The organism is Streptomyces sp. NPDC050759, from assembly GCF_044456945.1.
In the GTDB taxonomy this organism is placed as follows: domain Bacteria; phylum Actinomycetota; class Actinomycetes; order Streptomycetales; family Streptomycetaceae; genus Streptomyces.
Window position 1 is genome coordinate 413,444 of the sequence record NZ_JBITGI010000007.1, and the last position, 20,950, is coordinate 434,393.

Consider the following 20,950-nt stretch of genomic DNA (forward strand, 5'->3'; position numbering starts at 1 on the left):
CTAAGGAGCCGATCATGACCGTCGACCCGAACGCGGCGACCCAGAGCTGGCCCTCGCCCGAACCCGAGCGCCGCCCCGGCCCGGCCCGCTATCTGATCCCCGCCCTCGTGGCCGCCGCTGTGGCGGTCGCCCTGGGCGCGTACGGCAAGGTCCACGACCCGACGGGGACGGCCTTCAACCTCGCCGGCTTCAGCAGCACGGGCGCGGTGAAGTCGTGGCTCGCGACGGTCGCGTTCTTCTTCGCGCTCGTGCAGCTCGTCTCGGCCCTGATGGTGTACGGCAAGCTGCCGGGCCCGAGCTGGTCCGCCACCCTGCACCGCTGGTCCGGCCGTGTGGCCTTCCTGGTCGCGGTGCCGGTCGCGGTGCACTGTCTGTACGCGCTGGGCTTCCAGTCGTACGAATCACGCGTTCTGTGGCACTCCCTCCTGGGTTGCTTCTTCTTCGGTGTGTTCAGTGCCAAGATGCTGCTGCTCCGCTCGGAGCGACTTCCCGGCTGGCTGCTGCCGATCGTCGGCGGGCTCGTCTTCACCGCTCTCACAATCCTCTGGCTGACCTCGGCCCTCTGGTTCTTCCGCACCTTCGGAGTCACGACATGACGCACAGCCCGACGCGGCGCACGATCCTTCTCACGACGGGCGCGGCCACGCTGACCGTCGGCTGCGGCGAGTACGGCAACGAGAACAGCGACTCCGGGTCCAGTTCGGTGGAGGCCGGCACCGAACTGGCGAAGACCGCTGATATCCCCGTCGGCGGCGGGAAGATCTTCAAGGACGAGAAGGTCGTTGTCACCCAGCCCAAGGAGGGCGAGTTCAAGGCCTTCTCGGACATCTGCACCCACCAGGGCTGCCAGGTGACCAGCGTGTCCGGCGGCACCATCAACTGCCCCTGCCACGGCAGCAAGTTCCACATCACGGACGGCTCGGTGGCCAACCCACCGGCCAACAAACCGCTGCCCGAGAAGCAGATCAAGGTCAGCGGCGACTCGATCCAGCTCGCCTAGGGCCTGATCCGCCGGATAGACCCTAGGCGTCCCAGAGCGCCCCGAGCGTCACCAGTTCACTGCCGTACTCGATCCGGTCGGCCCACTCGACCGGCCAGGCGTCCGCCCCCAGGTGGGCGCCTGCGAAGGCGCCGGTCAGGCAGGCGATCGAGTCGGAGTCGCCGGAGCTGCACGCGGCCCGCCGCAGGGCCGTCAGCGGCTCGTCAGGGAACTGCAGGAAGCACAACAGCCCGGTCGCCAGGGCCTCTTCGGCGATCCAGCCCGCCCCGGTGGCCAGACACGGGTCCTCCTCGGGCGAGGCGGTGCGCACGGCGTCGTCGAGCCGGTCGAGGATCGCCAGGCACTCGTCCCAGCCACGCGCGATGAACTGCCCGGGCGTCGCATCCTGGCTGCGGGTCCACAGGTCGCCGAGCCAACGCTCGTGGTACTGCCCCCGGTTCACCATGGCGTACGACCGCAGCAGACCGACCAGTTCACCCGGCTCGGCCCCCTGAGTGAGCAGCCGCACGGCACGCACGGTGAGGTCGGACGCGGCGAGCGCGGTCGGGTGCCCGTGGGTGAGCCCGGACTGCAACTGGGCGGCGCCCGCGCGCTGTTCGTCACTGAGGCCGGGAACGAGTCCGACGGGGGCCACGCGCATATTGGCGCCGCAGCCCTTGGAGCCGATCTGGCTGGCGTGCTGCCAGGGCAGATCGGTGCGCTCCAGCAGGTCGCAGGCCCTGAGACAGGTGTTGCCGGGGGCGCGGTTGTTCTCCGGGGAGCGGTTCCACGCGATGAACTCCCGCCGGACCGGTTCCGCCATCTCGGGCCCGAGCACACCCCGGTCCATCGCCGCGCGCAGCCCCCTGCCCACCGCCAGCGTCATCTGCGTGTCGTCGCTGACGATCGCCGGGGTCCGCAGCTCCATCTCCCGCCAGGGTCCGCACTTGGCGAGGATCGACGGCACGTCGTTGAACTCGGTCGGGAAGCCGAGGGCGTCCCCGAGGGCGAGGCCGACGAGTGTTCCGGTGGCGGCGCGTTTGGTCACGGTCGTGGTCATGCGGGGCGTCCTTCCGGGGACGGGCGGAGGAGAGGGGGGTGCAGGGCGGTGGCCGGTCCCGCCCGGTAGAGCGCGGCCGGTTTGCCGCGGCCGCCGGTGAGACGGGCGGCGCCGGGGACGGCCTCGACGAAACCGGGCGTCGCGAGCACCTTGCGGCGGAAGTTGGGCCGGTCGAGGGTGGTGCCCCACACGGTCTCGTACACCTGCTGGAGCTCGCCGAGAGTGAACGCCGTCCCACAGAAAGCGGTGGCGAGGCAGGTGTACTCGAGCTTGGCCCCGACGAGTTCATGGGCGTCCGCCAGGATGCGGTCGTGGTCGAAGGCGAGCGGCCCCGCCGTGTCGTACGGCACCCAGCGGGCCTCGGCCGCGTCGCTGCCGCCGTGCGGCTCGGGAGGGTCGGGGAGCAGCGCGGCGAACGCGACGGAGACGACCCGCATCCGGGGGTCGCGGTCGGGCTCGCTGTAGGTCCGCAGCTGCTCCAGATGCAGCCCGGAGACGTCCGACAGCCCGGTCTCCTCGGCGAGTTCGCGCCGGGCCGCCGTCTCGGCGGACTCGTCCGGGTGCACGAACCCGCCGGGCAGCGCCCAGTGTCCGGCGTAAGGCTCCTGCCCCCGCTCGACGAGCAGCGCGTGCAGGGCGCCTTCCGTGACGGTGAGGACGGCGAGGTCGACGGTGACGGCGAAGGGTTCGTGGGCGTACTTGTCGTAGTCCACTCGCGCTCGCCCCCTTTATGGTCAGCATGACTAATAGTCCTTACGACTATAAAGAGCGCGAGGGTGTTCCACAAGCCCCTAGAGGTGCCGCCCCAGGAAGGCGAGAAGCCGTGTCTCAGGCCGCGCGCGTGACGGCACGGCGACCGGTTGCGCGAACCGCACCCCCCGGTCCTCCTCCCCCACCACGCACTGGGCGACGGACAGCAGTTCCGATGCGAGGCCCTCCGGAATGGGCCACTGCCGTCCGCAGGCCCGGGCCACGTCCCACCCGTGCACGGTGATCTCGACGGCGCCGACGGCGGCCATCACCCGCACGTCCAGCGGCTTATCTCCCACCAGTACGTCCTCCGGCGGACCGGCGGCCCAGGCGCCGAGCACGGCACACGCGCGCGTGCGGAAGCCGCAGACCCGGTCGGCGTGCGGGAGCGGCCCGATCCGTCCGCCGGTCAGCCCCTCGTACAGCGCGTCCAGGGAGTCGTCGAGATGGCCCAGCAACTCCTCGAGAGTCCACCCGGCACACGGCGTGGCACTGGCGAGGCTCACGGCCTTCGTCCCCGCCACGCTGCCCAGCGAATAGGCGAGCGAGCGCTCCAGCAGCTCCCCGGCGCTCATGACAACACCTCCGCCAGAACGCCACAGCAGCCCCTCAGCGACCCCACAGGGGCCTGCCGGGTCCGCGGTGACCCGCAGGGCCGCGAAGGCCGCACAGGGCCCTCCAGCACTACCTGACACGCTTCGTCACGGATCCTGGTCCTCGCGTCCATGCCCACTCCGTCCATCCCCACTACCCCACTCCAGCCGTCCGTCACGGATACAGACCGCGGGGAGGGCGAAAACGCATCGGCCGGCCCGGAGACTTCCGGAACCGGCCGCACGCGCGTGTGTGTCCGTGGGGACTACAGGTCGACTTCCTTCATCAGCATGCCGACCTCGGTGTTCGACAGCCGCCGCAGCCAGCCCGACTTCTGGTCGCCCAGGGTGATGGGGCCGAAGGCGACTCGCACGAGCTTGTCGACCGGGAAGCCCGCCTCGGCGAGCATGCGGCGGACGATGTGCTTGCGGCCCTCGTGGAGGGTGACCTCGACGAGGTAGTTCTTGCCGGTCTGCTCGACGACCCGGAAGTGGTCCGCCTTCGCGTACCCGTCCTCCAGCTGGATGCCGTCCTTGAGCTGCTTGCCCAGGTCGCGCGGGATCGGGCCCACGATGTGCGCGAGGTAGACCTTCTTCACGCCGTACTTGGGGTGGGTCAGCCGGTGGGCCAGCTCGCCGTGGTTGGTGAGCAGGATGACGCCCTCGGTCTCGGTGTCGAGCCGCCCCACGTGGAAGAGCCGCGTCTCACGGTTGGTGACGTAGTCCCCGAGGCACTGCCGGCCCTCGTTGTCCTCCATCGTCGAGACGACACCGGCGGGCTTGTTCAGCGAGAAGAACTGGTACGACTGCGTCGCCACGGTCAGGCCGTCGACCCTGACCTCGTCCTTCTCCGGGTCGACCCGCTTGCCCTGCTCCAGGACGATCTCGCCGTTGACCTCGACCCGCGCCTGCTCGATGAGCTCCTCGCAGGCCCGGCGCGAGCCGTAGCCCGCGCGCGCGAGGATCTTCTGCAGCCGCTCGCCCTCCTGCTCGGCGCCCGGGAAGGTCTTCGGCGGCTTCACGTCCTTCTTGCCGGCGTACCGCTCACGGTTGCGCTCCTCGGCCCGCGCCTCGTACTCGCGGGAGGTCGCCGGCACCGAACGGCCGCGCCCGGTGTTCTGGCCCTGCTTCGGCCCGCCCTTGGCACCGCCGCGCGCGGAGGCACCGCGCCCGGACTTCGGTCCCTCGTGGGTGGCGCCGGGTCCCACGTCGTAGCGGCGCTCCTCGGGGCGCGGGTTCTTCGGCCGGCCGCCCTGCTTGTCGTCGCGGTCGTTCCCGGCACCGCGGAAGTTACCGCGGCCACCGCCGCTCCCCCCACGACCACCGCTGCTCCCGCCGCGGCCGCCGCTGTTGCCACCACGGCTCCCGCCGTTGTTTCCGCTGCTGTTCCTGCCGCTGCTGCTTCGCATCAAAGTTCCGTCTTGTCGTCTGCGTCCTCGGAATCCGGGGCGTCCGGATCGAACGACGGTACGGCTTCCTGGGTCTCGGCCTCGATCGCCTCCGCCTCCGGGAGGAAGGGCGCGAGCTCCGGGAGCTCGTCCAGACCGCGCAGGCCCATCCGCTCCAGAAAGTAGTTCGTCGTCACGTACAGGATCGCACCTGTTTCGGGTTCCGTGCCCGCCTCCGCGACCAGACCCCGCTGGAGAAGGGTGCGCATCACGCCGTCACAGTTCACCCCGCGCACCGCGGAGACCCGGCTGCGGCTGACCGGCTGGCGGTACGCGACCACCGCCAGCGTCTCCAGTGCCGCCTGGGTGAGCCGGGCCTGCTGGCCGTCCAGGACGAACCGCTCCACGGCCGGTGCGTACTCGGCGCGGGTGTAGAAACGCCAGCCGCCGGCGACGTACCGCAACTCGAAACCGCGCCGCTGCACGGTGTAGTCGTCGGCCAGCTCCCTGAGCGCCTTCGCGATCTGCCGCTTGGGCCGCTCCAGGATCTTCGACAGGTGTTCCTCGGTCGCGGGCTCGTCCACGACCATCAGGACGGCCTCCAGCGCCGGCTTCAGATCGAGGTCGGCGACGGCCGGCGGCCCCGCCGGCGCTTCGGTGGTCTCCTCGCTCACGCCTTGTCCTCCTTGGGCGGCTCGGGCGGTCGGTCGAACTCGTCGGTCACCACCGGCTCGGCCTCCAGCGCACCGCCGGTCCACCGCACGACCAGCTCCCCGAGCGCGGTCTCCTGGTCCAGCGCCACGGCCTTCTCCCGATACAGCTCCAGCAGCGCCAGAAAGCGCGCCACGACGGTCAGGGTGCCGTCGGCATCCTCCACCAGCACCCGGAAGCTGGCCTCACCGAGCTCCCTGAGCCGCGCGACCACGATCCCCGCCTGCTCTTGGACGCTCACCAGGGGCGCGTGGATGTGGTCGACGTACACCTGCGGCTTGGGCCTGGGCTGCATCGCCTTCACGGCGAGCTTCGCGAATCCCTCCGCCCCGATGCTGATGACGACCTCGGGCAGCAGCTCGGCGTGGTGCGGTTCGAGGCCGACGGTACGGGGGTAACGCCGGGCTTCCTCGTCGAGACGCCGGTTGAAGATGTCGGCGATCTGTTTGTACGCGCGGTACTGCAGGAGCCGCGCGAAGAGCAGGTCCCGCGCTTCGAGGAGTGCCAGGTCGGCCTCGTCCTCCACCTGGGCGGCCGGCAGCAGCCGAGCCGCCTTGAGGTCGAGGAGAGTGGCGGCGACGACGAGGAACTCGGTCGTCTCGTCGAGATCCCAGTCCGGGCCCATGGCGCGGATGTACGCCATGAACTCGTCGGTGACCTTGGAGAGCGCCACCTCGGTGACGTCGAGCTTGTGCTTCGAGATCAGCTGGAGCAGCAGGTCGAAGGGCCCCTCGAAGTTGGCCAGCCGAACCTTGAAGACACCGTCGGAGGCCTCTTCCCGCTCGCCGATCCCGGCCGGAGCCCCGGCCTCGGCGACCGGCTCGGTCGCCACCCCAACGGGCTCGGTCGCCACATCGACCGGCTCGGTCTCCACCCCAACGGGCTCGGTCTCCACCCCAACCGGCTCGGTCTCCACCTCGACCGGTGAGGCGACCGGCTCGGCCCCCGGCCCCCGGCCGAGCACACGCCGACGGCCGGCGGAGCCGCCGGGCACGGGAACGTCGTTCGAGGTCATAGCCCCCGCAGGCTACCGCTACCGCCCACGCAGCCGGCGGACGAGAATGCTCGCGTCCCCGCGGGACTCCAGGTCCGCCAGCACCACGGCGACCGCCTCCCGCACGATCCGACCGCGGTCCACCGCGAGCCCGTGCTCACCCCGGAGCACCAGACGCGCGTGCTCCAGATCCATGAGCTCCTCGGCGGACACGTACACGGTGATCTTCTCGTCGTGCCGTTCCCGCCCGCTGGGCCGCCGCGAGGGAGAGCGACCGCGCTTGCCGCGCTGCTGGCCACCGGAGGCCTGGGCAGAACCTTCCTGCGCCTCCTGACGTGGCCCGGAGCGCTCCGCGGTGGCGGCCCGGCTACGGGACTCGCCCGCCTCGGCGTCGGCCGCGACGTGCTCCGCCCCGTCACCGTCCCCGCCCTGCGCGGGCACGGACTGCGGCGCGTCCTCGGCCGCCGCCCCGTCCGACTCCCCCGCGGGAGCCGGCACCCGGGCCTCGCCGTTGGTCCCCCGCCGGGGAGTGGACGCCTGGAGCGCCATCCCCCCTGTCGTACGGAACAGTTCGTCGGCCCCCGGCAGACTCACTCGGCGTGACACCGGGCGAGCACCTCCCTGGCGAGCTGGCGATAGGCGGCGGCACCGACGGAGTTGGAGGCGTAGGTGGTGATCGGCTCACCGGCGACCGTGGTCTCCGGGAAGCGGACCGTGCGTCCGATGACCGTGTGGTAGACGTGATCGTCGAACGCCTCGACGACGCGCGCGAGCACCTCACGGCTGTGCACGGTGCGCGAGTCGTACATCGTGGCGAGGATCCCGTCGAGCTCCAGGTCGGGGTTGAGCCGCTCCTGGACCTTCTCGATGGTCTCCGTCAGCAGTGCGACACCACGCAGGGCGAAGAACTCGCACTCCAGAGGGACTATCACCTTGTGCGCGGCCGTCAGGGCGTTGACCGTGAGGAGGCCGAGCGAGGGCTGACAGTCGATCACGATGTAGTCGTAGTCGGCCATGAGCGGCTTGAGGGCACGCTGCAATGTCGACTCGCGTGCGACCTCGGAGACCAGCTGGACCTCCGCCGCCGACAAGTCGATATTGCTCGGCAGCAGGTCCATGTTGGGGACCGCGGTCTTCAGCAGGACCTCGTCGGCCGCCATGCCCCGCTCCATGAGCAGGTTGTAGACCGTGAGGTCGAGCTCCATCGGGTTGACACCGAGACCCACCGACAGCGCGCCCTGCGGGTCGAAGTCCACGAGCAGCACGCGCCGGCCGTACTCCGCGAGCGCGGCACCCAGGTTGATGGTCGACGTCGTCTTGCCCACGCCGCCCTTCTGGTTGCACATCGCGATGATCTTCGCGGGGCCGTGGTCGGTCAGCGGGCCCGGGATCGGGAAGTACGGCAGCGGGCGTCCGGTCGGACCGACGCGCTCACGGCGCTGGCGGGCCGCATCGGGCGCGAGCGTGGCCGCGTACTCCGGATCGGGCTCGTACTCGGCGTCGGGGTCGTAGAAGTGCCCCTCGGGCAGTTCGTCGTAGTCGGCGAAGTGGTTGTGGGGCGCGCCACTTCCGTCGCCGGCCATGGCGTTCACGTGATGGCCATCCATGCTCTGGTGTGCTGTCCGCAGGGACTGCGGACTCTGACGGGCTGCGAAGGTGCGCACCGCGACGGAGCCGACAGCCTCGAACCCCGCGGGGCTCTGGGCCCCGGCAGGCATTCCTGGTTGACCACCCCCGGGAGAAAATGTCGACTCATTCACAAGTCGTCTTACCTCCTTGGAGACCAGGAAACTTCTAGACAAGGTCAGCGTGGCACCATGCCGACGGTTGGCGACTCTATGGCGTGTCGGGTGTTCACAGCAACACAATCCGCCGGACCCGGCAGGATGTGTCGGCAATGAAACATCCCGCTGTCAAGGGCGTACGGCAGTCGCACGGCAGGTTTCGCCGGTGTACGAATCGGTTCAAGGGTTACGTTCGACGCGAGTTGACCGAGAGTCGCAAAGTGACCATACACACATCCGGCCGGACCTTGCGGGGCAAGGTCCGGCCGCATGTGCCTCGTTGACGCGCCTTGTTGACGTATCGCCTTTACGAAAAGGTGACTTAGCTATCGGAGCAGGTCACAGGCTCAGCCGAGCAGCGTCTCGAGCTCCACGTGCTCCAGGCCGTGGGCCTCCGCGACCTCCCGGTAAACGACCTTGCCGTCATGGGTGTTGAGCCCCTTGGCGAGCGCGGGGTCGCGGCGCAGCGCCTCCACCCAGCCCCGGTCGGCCAGTTCGACGATGAACGGCAGGGTCGCGTTGGTGAGCGCGTAGGTGGAGGTGTTGGGCACCGCGCCGGGCATGTTGGCGACGCAGTAGAAGACCGAGTCGTGGACCTGGAAGGTCGGCTCGGCGTGGGTGGTCGGGCGCGAGTCCTCGAAGCAGCCGCCCTGGTCGATCGCGATGTCGACAAGGACACTTCCGGGCTTCATTCGCGAGACGAGCTCGTTGGTGACGAGCTTCGGCGCCTTGGCGCCCGGGATGAGGACGGCGCCGATGACGAGGTCGGCGTCCAGGACGGCCTTCTCCAGTTCGAAGGCGTTGGACATGATCGCCCGGACCTTGGTGCCGAAGACCTTGTCGGCCTCGCGGAGCTTGTTGATGTCGCGGTCGAGCAGCGTGACGTGGAATCCCATGCCGACGGCGATCTGCGTGGCGTTCCAGCCGGAGACACCGCCGCCGATGACGACGGCCCGCGCGGGCTGGGTGCCGGGGACACCGCCGGGGAGGACACCGCGGCCGCCGACCGAGCGCATGAGGTGGTAGGCGCCGACCTGCGGGGCGAGCCGGCCCGCGACCTCGGACATCGGGGCGAGCAGCGGGAGCGCCCGCGAGGGCAGCTCGACGGTCTCGTAGGCGATCGCCGTGGTGCCGGACTCGATCAGCGCGTCGGTGCACTCCTTGGAGGCGGCCAGGTGCAGGTAGGTGAAGAGCGTCTGGTCCTTGCGGAGGCGGTGGTACTCCTCCGCGACGGGCTCCTTGACCTTCAGCAGCAGGTCGGCGCCGGCCCACACCTCGTCGGCGGTGTCCAGGATCTGGGCGCCCTCGGCGACGTACTCCTCGTCCGGGATGGAGGAGCCGACGCCGGCGCCCCGCTCGATGACGACCTGGTGGCCGTGGCGCACCAGCTCGTGCACACCGGCGGGGGTAATGGCCACCCGGAACTCGTTGTTCTTGACCTCGCGGGGGATGCCGACCTTCACGTGGATCACGGTCCTTGGCTCAGAGTGTGTAGGGCAATACAACACATACCCGGGCATGCGTGAGCACACCAGGAGACACCGCAGGAGAAGGTGCGGTAGAGCCAGTCTAATGAAGGTGTTCCCGCTGTCTAGCCTTTCATTGCATCAATCTTCTGCGGATGTACTACGGATTTCGCAGGCATCAGCGTCATGTTTCGCCTCGTCGACCTGCTGAGAGCCGGGTTCCTCCTCGGAAACCTCCTCGCCCAGCAGCCGCTCGGCGGCGCCGCGGTGCAGCTGGGCGGCGGCGGGATCGCCGAGACGGTCCAGCGTGTCGGCGAGCCGCAGCTGGAGCGCGGCCTGCAGCCGGACGTCCTCGGCGCGCCGCGCCCACTCCACGGCCTCCTGGCAGGTACGCAGGCACTCCTCGGGGTGTCCGGCGTACTCCTGGACGCGGGCGAGCTCGCTCAACGCCCGTGCGTGCGCGGCCACATCGCCGTTCTTGCGGTGTCCGGCGAGCGCGGCCCGCCAGTTCCTGACCGCCTCGCCGTAGCGGCCCGCGTAGGTGTGCGTGGCGGCGATACGGCCGTACAGCCGGGCGGCCTCCGCGCGCTCGTCCCGGGCCAGCCGCTGGGCGAGGGCCCGGCCGAACCAGTCGGCGGCCCGGTCGTAGTCCCCGAGCTCCAGGTGCGCGCCGCCTACGGATTCCATCGCGCGGCCGGTCGCGTACGGGTCATTGGCTTCCCGTCCGGCGTCCAGGGCCGCCCGATAGCGTGCCAGTGCCTCCCGGGTCCGGCCGGTCTGGGCGTCCAGGTCGGCGAGGTTCAGCAGGGCGGCGGCCCGCTCGCGCGGCAGGGCACGCCGCTCGGCCACGTCGAGGACGAGGCCGTGGATGTCGTAGAGGTCGGGGGCGGCGGCCTTCATGCCGAAGTGGGCCACCATCGCGCGCACGAGCTGCGACATCAGGCGCCGGGCCAGGGTGTCCAGCTCCCCGTCGGCGACCGCGTGGCGGGCCGCGGCGAGCAGGGCCGGCCTGCGGATGCGCAGCCAGTCCTCGGCCGCCCTGGGGCTCGGGAAGCGCACCGAGGGCGGCATGCCCTGGAGCTTCTCGCGGGCGTCGGGGCTGTCGGTCTCGGTGATCGCGCGGGAGGACTGGAGCAGCCGTACGGTCCGCTCCAGCATGCGAGCCCGGGCCAGCTGCAGCTCGGCCGGGCGGTCCTGGGTGTCGGCGAGGGCCTTGAGCAGGGGGTACAGACAGCCGGGTACCTCGTACTGCGGCAGCGGTGACTCCACGGCGTGCAGCAGACCGAGGGCGACGAAGTCGTCCAGGGTGGAGCGGGCGCCGCTCACCGAGCAGCCGGCGAGCGCGGAGGCGGTGTGCGGATCGACGAGGCCGGCCGGGGCCAGCGAGAGCAGTCGCAGTATCCGGGCGGCCGGCGCGGGAAGGGACGTGTAGGCGAGCTTGAAGACCCGGCTGAGGGGACTCCCTTCAACACTCTCCGTGTGCAGTTGCTTGGCCAGGTCGGCGACGGCCGCCTTGGGGCGCGCGGCGAGCCAGCCTCCCGCCAGCATCAGCGCGGCGGGGTGGCCCTGGCACTCCTCGACCAGGCCCTCGGCGGCGCGCGGGTCGACGGTGATGCGGACCGACCCGGTGTGCCGGGACAGCAACTCCAGCGCGGCCTTGGTGTCGAGGCCGCCAAGGGTGCACGGGCGAACGTCCGCGATCCCGGTCAGCGGGCCTCCTGAAACGGCCACGACCAGGCATTCCGGGGCATCCGGAAGCAGGGCGTCCACCTGTTCCGCGGCCACCGCGTCGTCGAGCAGGAGCACCGAGCGACGGTCCGCGAGCGCCTCGCGCAGCACCGCCGTGAGGTCGTCCTCGGCGGCCCCCGCGGGCGCCGCCACGTCGAGCGCGGTGAGCAGTTCGCGAGCGGAGTGCCCGACCGGCACCGGGGTGCCGTCGGGCCGGCTCAGCCGGGTGCGCAGCAACCCGTCGCCGTAACGGTCAGCTACCGCCCGGACGAGTTCCTCGGCGAGTGCGGTACGGCCTGATCCGGGGCGCCCCGCGATGAGCAGCACCCGCGCGCGGGGTGCCTTCTTGCCGGACAGCGTGTCGAGTCCCGCCCGCTCGATGTCGGCGAGCAGCTCCTTCAACTCCCGCGTGCGCCCCAGGAATCGGCCCTCGCCCGACAGCCGTACGCCGCCTGTGTCCACCGCCTGATCCGTCACGGGCCACACTCCCGTCCCACCGCACGCGCAAAGCCCGCCGGTGACCCCGGTTCGGGCTTTTCAGAGCCTAGTTCACCCTGCGCAACGGCCCTGGCAGAGCACGGCGGCGAGGCCGCGGGAGTCCCTCGATCGGATCAACGGTTCATATGATCACCGGGTTCAGCGGTTCCGGTAGATAGGGGCGCGGGGAACTGCGCGACCAGCCACAGCGCGACCATCACCCCGCAACGAACCCCCGGAGCAACGGCGCACCCCGTAAAACCTCACGCCTCGAACGGCCGCGCAGGCCACTCCGCATCGGCCAACCGCAATCCCTCCACCCCGCCGGAGGCCCGCGCGGCAACGAGTGAAAGCACCCCCACCACCAGACTGGCGTTGTGCAGCTCCCCGGCAAGCACCCCCCGCACCAACTCGGACACCGGCACGCGCGCGTACTCGAGATCGATCTCCTCGTCCTCGGCAGCGAACCGCTCCTCCTCGGCCTCGGACAGCCCCCGGGCCAGGAAGATCCGGATCGCCTCGTCACAGCCCCCCGGCGACGTGTAGATATCGGTCAGCACCCGCCAGTCCTCCGCCTTGACGTGCGCCTCCTCGTACAGCTCCCGCTGGGCCGCATGCAGCGGATTCTCACCGGGCACGTCCAGCAGCCCCGCGGGGATCTCCCACAGCTTCTGCCGTACGGGATGCCGGTACTGCCGGATGAGCAGGACCCGGTCCTCGTCGTCGAGGGCGAGGACGGCCACGGAACCCGGGTGGACCTGGTAGTCCCTGCGGACCACCGACCCGTCGGGCATGACCACCTCGTCCGTGCGGACGGAGGTCTTGTTGCCCACGAAGGGGGTCTCCGTCGCCCGGATCTCCCACTCCTCCGGGGCGTCCTTGATCGTCATTCCCTGTCCTTCCCCACGTGCGCAAAAAAGAAGCCGGGGCACTCGCCTTTGAATGCGTGTGCCCCGGCCACCGTACAACTGTCGTGCTAGTGGGAACTCTGCCGCTCGACCGCGGCCTTCACCAGGCCGGCGAACAGCGGGTGCGGCCTGGTCGGGCGCGAGCGCAGCTCGGGGTGGGCCTGCGTGGCGACCAGATAGGGGTGGACGTCGCGCGGGTACTCGACGTACTCGACGAGCTTGCCGTCCGGCGAGGTGCCGGAAAACAGGATGCCCGCCTTCTTCTCGAGCTCGGCGCGGTAGGCGTTGTTCACCTCGTAACGGTGACGGTGCCGCTCCTCGACGTACTCCTTGCCGTCGTACACCTCACGGACGATGGAGCCCTCGGCGAGCTTGGCCGGGTACATGCCGAGCCGCATGGTCCCGCCCATGTCGCCCTCGCCGGCGACGATGTCGAGCTGCTCGGCCATCGTGGAGATGACCGGGTGGCCGGTGGCCGAGTCGAACTCGGTGGAGTTGGCGTCCGGGATGTCCGCGAGGTTGCGCGCGGCCTCGATCACGATGCACTGCAGGCCCAGACAGAGACCCAGCAACGGGATCCGGTTCTCGCGGGCGTACTGGATCGCGCCGACCTTCCCGAGCACGCCCCGGTCGCCGAAGCCGCCCGGGATGCAGATGCCGTCGACGTCCTCGAGCTGCGCCTTCGCGCCGGCCGGGGTCTTGCAGTCGTCGGAGGTGACCCACTTGATCTTGACGCGGGCCTTGTTGGCGAAACCGCCGGCGCGCAGCGCCTCGGTGACCGAGAGGTAGGCGTCGGGCAGGTCGATGTACTTGCCGACCAGGGCGAGGGTGATCTCGTGGTCGGGGTTGTGGACGCGGTCGAGCAGGTCGTCCCAGGTCGTCCAGTCCACGTCCCGGAATGGCAGGTCCAGCTTGCGGACGACATAGGCGTCCAGGCCCTCGCTGTGCACGGTCTTGGGGATGTCGTAGATCGAGCGGGCGTCGGGGCAGGCGACCACCGCGGCCTCGTCGACGTCGCACATCAGGGAGATCTTGCGCTTGATCGCGGTCGGGACCTCACGGTCGGACCGCAGCACGATCGCGTCCGGCTGGATACCGATGTTCCGCAGAGCCGCAACCGAGTGCTGGGTCGGCTTCGTCTTCAGCTCCCCCGACGGGCCGATGTACGGCAGGAGGGAAATGTGGACGACGAAGACGTTGTCACGGCCGACCTCGTGCCTCACCTGGCGGACCGTCTCCAGGAACGGCAGCGACTCGATGTCGCCGACCGTGCCGCCGACCTCCGTGATCACGACGTCCACCTCGTCCGTCGCCATGCGGCGGATGCGGTGCTTGATCTCGTTGGTGATGTGCGGGATGACCTGCACGGTGTCGCCCAGGTACTCACCGCGCCGCTCCTTGGCGATCACCGTGTTGTACACCTGGCCGGTGGTGACGTTGGCGGAGCCGTCGAGGTCACGGTCGAGGAAACGCTCGTAGTGGCCGATGTCCAGGTCGGTCTCGGCGCCGTCGTTGGTGACGAACACCTCACCGTGCTGGAAGGGGTTCATCGTGCCCGGGTCGACGTTGAGGTACGGGTCGAGCTTCTGCATCACGACGCGCAGGCCCCGCGCCTTGAGCAGCATGCCGAGGCTGGAGGCCGTCAGACCCTTGCCGAGCGAGGAGGCGACACCCCCAGTGACGAAGATGTGCTTGGTCGTCGTGGCTGTGCTGTTTCGAAAAGCAGCGGTCATGGCCAAGAGGGGGCTCCCGTGGTCGCGATCTGGAGGTGCGGTTCGGGGGTCAGACGCCCACCGGTCCACGGGCTACCAGGGTATCAGCGCCTCGGGGAGATGGCTTCCGGCCACGCTCCGCGCACACGCCGACACGGACCCGCACCAACACACCCGTTTCTCACCCGTTGCTCACCCGTTCGGCCCACCCGCGTTGCCCGGAGCGGCACGCAGATCATCTACGTGCGTCGTATCCTGCTCGGACACTCGCTGCCGAGCCCGGCCGGAAACTCGGGACCACCCCCACCCGTAAGCGCCGGAACAACGAGAGCTCGTCAGTTCGTTGAGCAACAGTTGTCGTTTTGCCTCACAGCGGCAGGACTGTTTTGCTTCACCGCTCAACGACGCATTACAACGACCCCCTTGACCGCACCAAGCGACAGCCCCCTTTTCCTGCAGGGGGTGACGTGGCCGTTCGACTGGAGTTGCACGTGGCCGGGCGCATCGAAGATTACGCACTCATCGGAGACATGCAGACCGCAGCCCTGGTCTGCCGGGACGGCACGGTGGACTGGCTGTGCCTGCCCCGCTTCGACTCGCATGCCATCTTCGCCGGCCTGCTGGGCACCGAGGAACACGGATTCTGGCGGATCGGCCCCGCCCACGCGGCCGACGCCCAGCCCCCCAGGGCGGCCCGGCGCACCTACCGCGGCGACTCCCTCATCCTCGAATCCGAGTGGGACACCCCGCGCGGCACGGTCAGAGTGACCGATTTCATGCCCCCGCGTGACGGCGCCCCGCAGCTCATCCGGATCGTGGAAGGCGTCTCGGGCCGCGTCCCGATGCGCTCGGCCCTGCGCATGCGGTTCTCCTACGGCCGTGTCGTCCCGTGGGTCCACAAGCACGAGGGGCGCACGGTCGCCGTGGCGGGCCCGGACTCGGTGTGGTTCGACACCGACTGCGAGACCTACGGCAAGTCCCTGACGACGTACTCGGACTTCACGGTCGCCCCGGGTGACCGGATCGCGTTCACGATCTCCTGGGAGCCCTCGCACAAGCAGCCGCCGCCGCTGCCGGAGCCGGAGCAGTCGCTGGAGGCCACCGAGGACTTCTGGCGTGAGTGGGTCGAGCACTGTACGTACCACGGCCCCTACCGCGAGGCCGTCATCCGCTCGCTGATCACCCTCAAGGCGCTGACGTACGCCCCCACCGGCGGCATCGTGGCCGCGCCGACGACCTCGCTGCCCGAGGACGTCGGCGGCGTCCGCAACTGGGACTACCGCTACACCTGGCTGCGCGACGCGGCCATCACCCTGTCCTCGCTGCTGCGCACCGGCTACCGCGAGGAGGCCCGCGCCTGGCGCGAGTGGCTGCTCAGGGCAGTGGCCGGCGACCCCGAGAACCTGCAGATCATGTACGGCATCGCGGGCGAGCGGGAGCTGGGCGAGGCCGAGCTCGACTGGCTGCCCGGCTACGAGAACTCCGCCCCGGTCCGGGTCGGCAACGGCGCCGCGCACCAGCTCCAGCTGGACGTGTACGGCGAGGTCACCGAGGCGCTGCATCTCGGTCACATGACGGGCCTGGCCCGCAACGACTACGCCTCCCTGCTCCAGCTCAAGCTGATCCGCTACCTGGAGCAGCACTGGGACGAGCCGGACGAGGGCATCTGGGAGGTGCGCGGCCCCCGCCGGCACTTCGTGCACTCCAAGGTGATGGCCTGGGTCGCCGTGGACCGCACCATCAAGCTCATCGAGTCCGGTGACGCGGACGGCCCGCTGGAGAAGTGGCGCGAGCTGCGCGACGACATTCACCGGGACGTGTGCGAGAAGGGCTACGACAAGGAGCGCAACACCTTCACGCAGTCCTACGGCTCGAAGGAGCTGGACGCGAGCCTGCTCCTGATCCCGCAGATGGGCTTCCTGCCCCCGGACGACAAGCGCGTGATCGGCACCATCGAGGCGATCCAGCGGGAGCTCTCGACCTCGGACGGTTTCATCCTGCGCTACCCGACCTCCGGCGGTGACGAGAACGTCGACGGCCTGCCGGGTGACGAAGGGGCCTTCCTGGCCTGCTCGTTCTGGATGGCGGACGACCTCGCGATGATCGGCCGCGTGGACGAGGCGAGGAAGCTCTTCGAAAAGCTCCTCGCGCTCCGCAACGACCTCGGTCTGCTCGCCGAGGAGTGGGACCCCCGCCAGAAGCGCCAGGTGGGCAACTTCCCGCAGGCCTTCAGCCACGTTCCGCTCATCGACACGGCCCTGCGCCTGACGGCGTCGGGGGCGTACGGCGGCTGAACAGGACCTGAGCGCCGGGCCCGCCTAGGCTGGGATCTCATCAGCCCCTGCACGAAAGGGGGCGCCTCATGGCATCCCCGTCGAAGGCGGGCGCGGCGCTGTCCGCGTTGCGCGAGGATCTGTCCGGCGACGTGTTCGCCCCGGACGATCCGGGCTACGACGAGGCCCGGACCGTCTTCAACGCGATGATCGACCGCCGGCCCGCGGTGATCGCACAGTGCGTGAACGAGGACGACGTCGTACGGGCCGTCCGCTTCGCCCGTGACATCGACCTGCCGATCGCGGTGCGCGGCGGCGGTCACAGCGTGGCGGGCATGGCGGTCAACGACGGCGGGCTGGTCATCGACCTGCGCCACCTGCGGGCGGTGACCATCGATCCCGGGGCCGAGGCGGTGCGCGTCGCCGGTGGCGCCATGATGAGCGACCTGGACCGCGCCTGCCAGCCGCACGGCCTCGCCACCACCGGCGGCCGGGCCTCGACCACCGGCGTCAGCGGCTTCGTCCTGGGCGGCGGCAGCGGCTGGCTCGACCGGTGGTGCGGACTGGCCGTCGACAATCTGCTCGGTGTGGAACTGGTCACCGCGGACGGCGAGCGCGTCCACGCGAGCGCCGACGACCACCCGGACCTGTTCTGGGCCCTGCACGGCGGTGGCGGCAACTTCGGCGTCGCCACCGCGCTGACGCTGAAGCTGCACGCACTGCCCGAGTTCTCCATCGCCCTGCTGCTGTACCTCCCGGAGTTCGGCCCCGAGGTCACACGCACCTTCCGCGACGTCATCGCGGCAGGACCGGACGAGGCGTCCGGCGGTGTGCTCTATTTCACCGGCCCGCCCGAGGAGTTCGTACCGCCGCACCTGGTCGGCACCCTCCTGTGCGGTGCCCTGCTGACGTACGCCGGCGGGGAGGCGGATCTGCGCAAGACGGCCGAGCCGCTGCTGGCGCTGCCGCATGTGACGGAGATCGTCGGGGCGATGCCGTACGCCGATGTCCAGTGCATGCTCGACGATCCGGCCGGGATGCGGAACTACTGGTCGGCGGAGTACCTCACCGGCGCGCCGGACGACTTCGTGGACGCGTTCTGCGCTCGCGCGGACGCCCTGCCGGTGCCGACCGGCACCCAGCACGTCCTCTTCCCGCTCGGTGGGGCGATCGCCGACGGGCCACGCGAGTTCCCGGTGCCGTACCGGGACGCGCGGTGGGTCGTGCACCCCTTCGGGATCTGGGAGGACCCGGCGGACGACGAGCGCTGCGTCCAGTGGGTCCGGGACGTGCGCGCCGACGTCCGGCCGTGGAGCACCGGCGCGGTCTACCTCAACTTCATCGGCGACGAGGGCGCGGACCGGGTGGTGGCCGGTGTCGGCGCCGAGAACACCCGGCGGCTTTCCGAGGTGAAGCGCCGGTACGACCCGGACAATGTGTTCCGCTTCAACCACAACATCACGCCGGCCTGAGCGCGGTCAGCGTGCGCTCGCCGCCCGGGTCCCCCGCCGTCGCCGGCACCAGGGCGATCTCGTCGAGCCCGGCCTGCGTATAGGCGTCGACACGGGCCCGTACGGCGTCCAGGTCGCCCACCAGTCCGACCGTGCCCGCGGCCGCCGCGGGCAGGGCCCGCACCAGGGTCTCCCGGTCCGCCCCGCTCGCGGCGAGCTCCACCGCCTCCCCGAACCCCGCCTCGGCGAACACCTCGCTGTAGCCCGGCACGGTCAGGTATCCGGCGATGCTGCCCAGCACCTGCGCGAGCGACCGCGGGTCGGGGTCGACGGCCGCCGGCAGCCAGGCGGCGAGCGTGGGCGGCGTCCGGCCCGCCTCCCGGGCCGCCGCGTCCAGCCGCGCGCGGAGCGCCCGCACCTGCTCCGGGGAGACCACGTCCAGCAGCATGCGGTCGGCGTGCGCGGCGGCCGTGGCGATCGCGCGGGGCCCGAACGCGGCCACCGTCAGCGGGCCGCCGGGCGGCGGCAGACGCCTGTGGAAGGGGCTGCCGGGCACGACCGGTTCGCCCGGAGAAGCGTGCAGAAACCGTCGTACGGCTGCCGCCTGCTCCTCCAGTACGGCCGCGGGCCGCACCCGGGGCCGGTTGTGCACGTCCTCGACCACCCGTTTGCTGGACGTGCCCAGCGCCACCCCGACCGGGCGGCCGACGAGTGCCGCGACCGAGGCGGCGCCCCGGGCCGAGGTGTACGGGTCGCGTACCGAGACCGGGACCGGGCCCGCGGTCAGCGCGACCCGCTCGGTGGCCCGCCCGATCGCCGCGGCGAGCACGAACGCGTCCCACGTCGGCCCTTCCCCCGCCCACACCTCCCGGTATCCGAGCCGGTCGGCGGCCGTTGCCACCCTGAGCGGCTCCTCGACCGGACTGTCGTCCTCCCGTGCCACGGCGACCACGCTGAAGTCCATGCACCGGCCGCTACCCCGCCGCGGCGCCGGTCACGCCTCGGGTAGCGTCCGGCTCATGGACAGCGCTACGAACAGCGGTTTCGACACCCAGGGCGCCGGGATCACCGTGCAGCGCGCGCTGGAGCTGCCCGGTCTGCGCAGCGGGCTCCCGGAGATTCTCGCGGGCGCGGACCGGCTGGACCGGACCGTGCGCTGGGTGCACGCGGGCGAGGTCCCGCACATCGCTTCCCTGCTGAAGGGCGGCGAGCTGCTGCTGACCACGGGCTACGGTCTCGGCACCCGTCCCGCCGACCAGCGCGCGTTCGTCCGCACCCTGGCCGAGCGCGGCATCGCGGCCCTGGTCGTCGAACTCGGCCCGCGTTTCACCCGTCTCCCCGCCGCCCTGGTCGACACCGCTCGCGCGACCGGCCTTCCGCTCGTCCAGTTGCATCGCGAAGTGCCGTTCGTGGCGGTCACCGAGGAGATCCACACCGAGATCGTCAACGGGCACTACGCGCTGCTCCAGCGCGCGGAGGAAGTGCACCGCCGCTGCACGGAGGCCCTGCTGGGCGGCGGCGGTGTCCCGCAGGCCCTCGGTATCCTGGCCGACTTCAGCGGCAACCCGGTGTTCCTGGAGACGACGGACGGCCGGCTCCTGTACGCCGCCGGGGAGGGACCCGAGGGCGCCGACCCGCTCCAGGTCTGGGAAGGGCTGCGCGGCCAGCACCAGGACACACCGACGTCCGGCTCGGTCCTCGTGGACGTGCCCGGGGGCGGGCCCGGCGCGGGTTCGGTACGGGCCCGGCTGGTCCTGCTTCCCGTACGGGCGCCGCTGGCACCCGTGCACCGCATGGCGGCCGAGCGCGCGGCGGGCATCCTGGCCGTCGTCCTGATGCAGGCCCGCCAGGAGGAGGAGCTCGCGGCACGCGGACGCGGCGACTTCCTGACCGACCTCGCCGAGGGCCGCATCACCGCGCAGGACGCTCCGGCACAGGCACGCGTGCTGGGCTTCAGGCCGGGCACCGGCCCGCTGCTGCCCGTGGTGATGCGACTGGGCGACACGCTCTCCACCGCGGGGGGAGGCTGGGCGGTACTGGCCCGGGCGGTCTCCGAGGAGCTGGCCTCGCTGGGCGTGCCCGTCCTTCTCGGCGTACGGCCCGTCGAGGGCCGTGTGCTCGTCCTGCTCGGTCTGCGCTCGGAGTCGGAGCGGTCGACGGTGGCGGACCGGGTCGCGGCTGCGCTGCGGGCGGGCGTGGAGCGGGCCGGGATGCAACGCCCGGGCGCCCAGCCGCCGGTCGTGGTCGTCGGAGTCGCCGGCAGCTGGGCGGCGGCCTCCGCGGGCCTGCGGCACGCGGCCGAGACGGCGACCGCGGCGCAGGGCCTGTCGGACCGCCCCTGGTACGACGCTCGCCGCCTCGACATCGACCTGCTCCTGTGGCGGCTGCGCGACCACCCGGACCTGGCGGCCTTCGTGGACCGCGCCATCGGCCCGTTGCGCGCCCACGACGACCGCTCCAAGCCGCCGCTGCTGCCCACCCTGCAGACCTATCTGGCGCACGCGGGCCGCAAGGCGGAGACGGCCCGTGAACTCCACCTCAACCGGCAGACCCTCTACAACCGCCTTGCCCGCATCGGCGAGTTGCTGGGCACGGACCTCGACGACCCGCAGACGGTTCTGGCGTTGAGCCTGGCACTACGGGCACGCCGGCACCTGCCCTAGCCCGGTTCGGGGC

General features: G+C 71.0%; 18 protein-coding genes. 5 read left to right on the plus strand and 13 right to left on the minus strand.

Going from position 1 to position 20,950, the window contains the following annotated elements:
• The first annotated feature begins 14 nt into the window (after positions 1 to 14).
• Together ACIBJB_RS23285 and ACIBJB_RS23290 are read left to right on the plus strand one after the other, a co-directional pair.
• Positions 15 to 596 carry a DUF6529 family protein gene (locus tag ACIBJB_RS23285; RefSeq protein WP_280856673.1) on the plus strand — a complete coding sequence of 194 codons (582 nt, stop codon included), beginning with the start codon at positions 15 to 17 and terminating at the stop codon, positions 594 to 596.
• Positions 593 to 1,000 carry a Rieske (2Fe-2S) protein gene (locus tag ACIBJB_RS23290; protein ID WP_398933015.1) on the plus strand — a complete coding sequence of 136 codons (408 nt, stop codon included), beginning with the start codon at positions 593 to 595 and terminating at the stop codon, positions 998 to 1,000. The genes ACIBJB_RS23285 and ACIBJB_RS23290 overlap by 4 nt, the downstream gene beginning before the upstream one ends.
• A 22-nt stretch (positions 1,001 to 1,022) precedes the next feature.
• On the opposite strand, the gene ACIBJB_RS23295 is transcribed toward ACIBJB_RS23290, so the two are convergent.
• The 12 genes from ACIBJB_RS23295 to ACIBJB_RS23350 all read right to left on the minus strand — a co-directional run bounded on the left by ACIBJB_RS23295 (position 1,023) and on the right by ACIBJB_RS23350 (position 14,571).
• Positions 1,023 to 2,039, minus strand: a complete 1,017-nt coding sequence (locus ACIBJB_RS23295) for an ADP-ribosylglycohydrolase family protein (RefSeq protein WP_398933016.1) — start codon at positions 2,037 to 2,039, stop codon at positions 1,023 to 1,025.
• Entirely contained in the window at positions 2,036 to 2,752 is a 717-nt protein-coding gene (locus tag ACIBJB_RS23300; RefSeq protein ID WP_398933017.1) for an NUDIX hydrolase, read from the minus strand. Before ACIBJB_RS23300 ends, ACIBJB_RS23295 begins: the two co-directional genes overlap by 4 nt.
• Before the next feature lie 78 nt (positions 2,753 to 2,830).
• The gene (locus ACIBJB_RS23305) at positions 2,831 to 3,364 is read right to left on the minus strand and encodes a TIGR03086 family metal-binding protein (protein WP_398933018.1); all 534 of its coding nucleotides are present in this window, start codon (positions 3,362 to 3,364) and stop codon (positions 2,831 to 2,833) included.
• 284 nt (positions 3,365 to 3,648) lie between these two features.
• On the minus strand, positions 3,649 to 4,791 hold the full coding sequence (locus ACIBJB_RS23310) for a pseudouridine synthase (RefSeq protein WP_398933019.1): 1,143 nt from the start codon (positions 4,789 to 4,791) through the stop codon (positions 3,649 to 3,651).
• A complete protein-coding gene (gene scpB / locus ACIBJB_RS23315) occupies positions 4,791 to 5,444 on the minus strand; it encodes an SMC-Scp complex subunit ScpB (RefSeq protein WP_398933020.1) in 654 nt (217 codons plus the stop codon). The genes ACIBJB_RS23310 and scpB overlap by 1 nt, the downstream gene beginning before the upstream one ends.
• Entirely contained in the window at positions 5,441 to 6,496 is a 1,056-nt protein-coding gene (locus ACIBJB_RS23320; protein ID WP_398933021.1) for a segregation and condensation protein A, read from the minus strand. Before ACIBJB_RS23320 ends, scpB begins: the two co-directional genes overlap by 4 nt.
• Before the next feature lie 18 nt (positions 6,497 to 6,514).
• Positions 6,515 to 7,081 carry a hypothetical protein gene (locus ACIBJB_RS23325; RefSeq protein WP_311718502.1) on the minus strand — a complete coding sequence of 189 codons (567 nt, stop codon included), beginning with the start codon at positions 7,079 to 7,081 and terminating at the stop codon, positions 6,515 to 6,517.
• Positions 7,066 to 8,193: a ParA family protein gene (locus ACIBJB_RS23330; RefSeq protein WP_398933022.1), complete on the minus strand. Its 1,128-nt coding sequence runs from the start codon at positions 8,191 to 8,193 to the stop codon at positions 7,066 to 7,068. The genes ACIBJB_RS23325 and ACIBJB_RS23330 overlap by 16 nt, the downstream gene beginning before the upstream one ends.
• A gap of 413 nt (positions 8,194 to 8,606) precedes the next feature.
• Positions 8,607 to 9,722: an alanine dehydrogenase gene (gene ald / locus ACIBJB_RS23335; RefSeq protein ID WP_398933047.1), complete on the minus strand. Its 1,116-nt coding sequence runs from the start codon at positions 9,720 to 9,722 to the stop codon at positions 8,607 to 8,609.
• A 144-nt stretch (positions 9,723 to 9,866) separates the two neighbouring features.
• A complete protein-coding gene (locus ACIBJB_RS23340; RefSeq protein WP_398933023.1) occupies positions 9,867 to 11,930 on the minus strand; it encodes a tetratricopeptide repeat protein in 2,064 nt (687 codons plus the stop codon).
• Positions 11,931 to 12,193: 263 nt separating this feature from the next.
• Positions 12,194 to 12,820 (minus strand): NUDIX domain-containing protein, encoded by a 627-nt coding sequence (locus tag ACIBJB_RS23345; protein ID WP_398933024.1) that lies wholly within the window; start codon positions 12,818 to 12,820, stop codon positions 12,194 to 12,196.
• Positions 12,821 to 12,906: 86 nt separating this feature from the next.
• A complete protein-coding gene (locus ACIBJB_RS23350) occupies positions 12,907 to 14,571 on the minus strand; it encodes a CTP synthase (protein WP_398933025.1) in 1,665 nt (554 codons plus the stop codon).
• A gap of 470 nt (positions 14,572 to 15,041) precedes the next feature.
• On the opposite strand from ACIBJB_RS23350, the gene ACIBJB_RS23355 reads away from it, so the two are divergent.
• On the plus strand, positions 15,042 to 16,844 hold the full coding sequence (locus tag ACIBJB_RS23355) for a glycoside hydrolase family 15 protein (RefSeq protein WP_398933026.1): 1,803 nt from the start codon (positions 15,042 to 15,044) through the stop codon (positions 16,842 to 16,844).
• A 68-nt stretch (positions 16,845 to 16,912) separates the two neighbouring features.
• Positions 16,913 to 18,295 carry an FAD-binding oxidoreductase gene (locus ACIBJB_RS23360; RefSeq protein ID WP_398933027.1) on the plus strand — a complete coding sequence of 461 codons (1,383 nt, stop codon included), beginning with the start codon at positions 16,913 to 16,915 and terminating at the stop codon, positions 18,293 to 18,295.
• On the opposite strand, the gene ACIBJB_RS23365 is transcribed toward ACIBJB_RS23360, so the two are convergent.
• Complete coding sequence (locus tag ACIBJB_RS23365) at positions 18,282 to 19,238, minus strand: LLM class F420-dependent oxidoreductase (protein ID WP_398933028.1); 957 nt, start codon at positions 19,236 to 19,238, stop codon at positions 18,282 to 18,284. The genes ACIBJB_RS23360 and ACIBJB_RS23365 overlap by 14 nt on opposite strands.
• Before the next feature lie 55 nt (positions 19,239 to 19,293).
• On the opposite strand from ACIBJB_RS23365, the gene ACIBJB_RS23370 reads away from it, so the two are divergent.
• Positions 19,294 to 20,937, plus strand: a complete 1,644-nt coding sequence (locus tag ACIBJB_RS23370) for a PucR family transcriptional regulator (protein WP_398933029.1) — start codon at positions 19,294 to 19,296, stop codon at positions 20,935 to 20,937.
• The last annotated feature ends 13 nt before the right edge of the window (positions 20,938 to 20,950 follow it).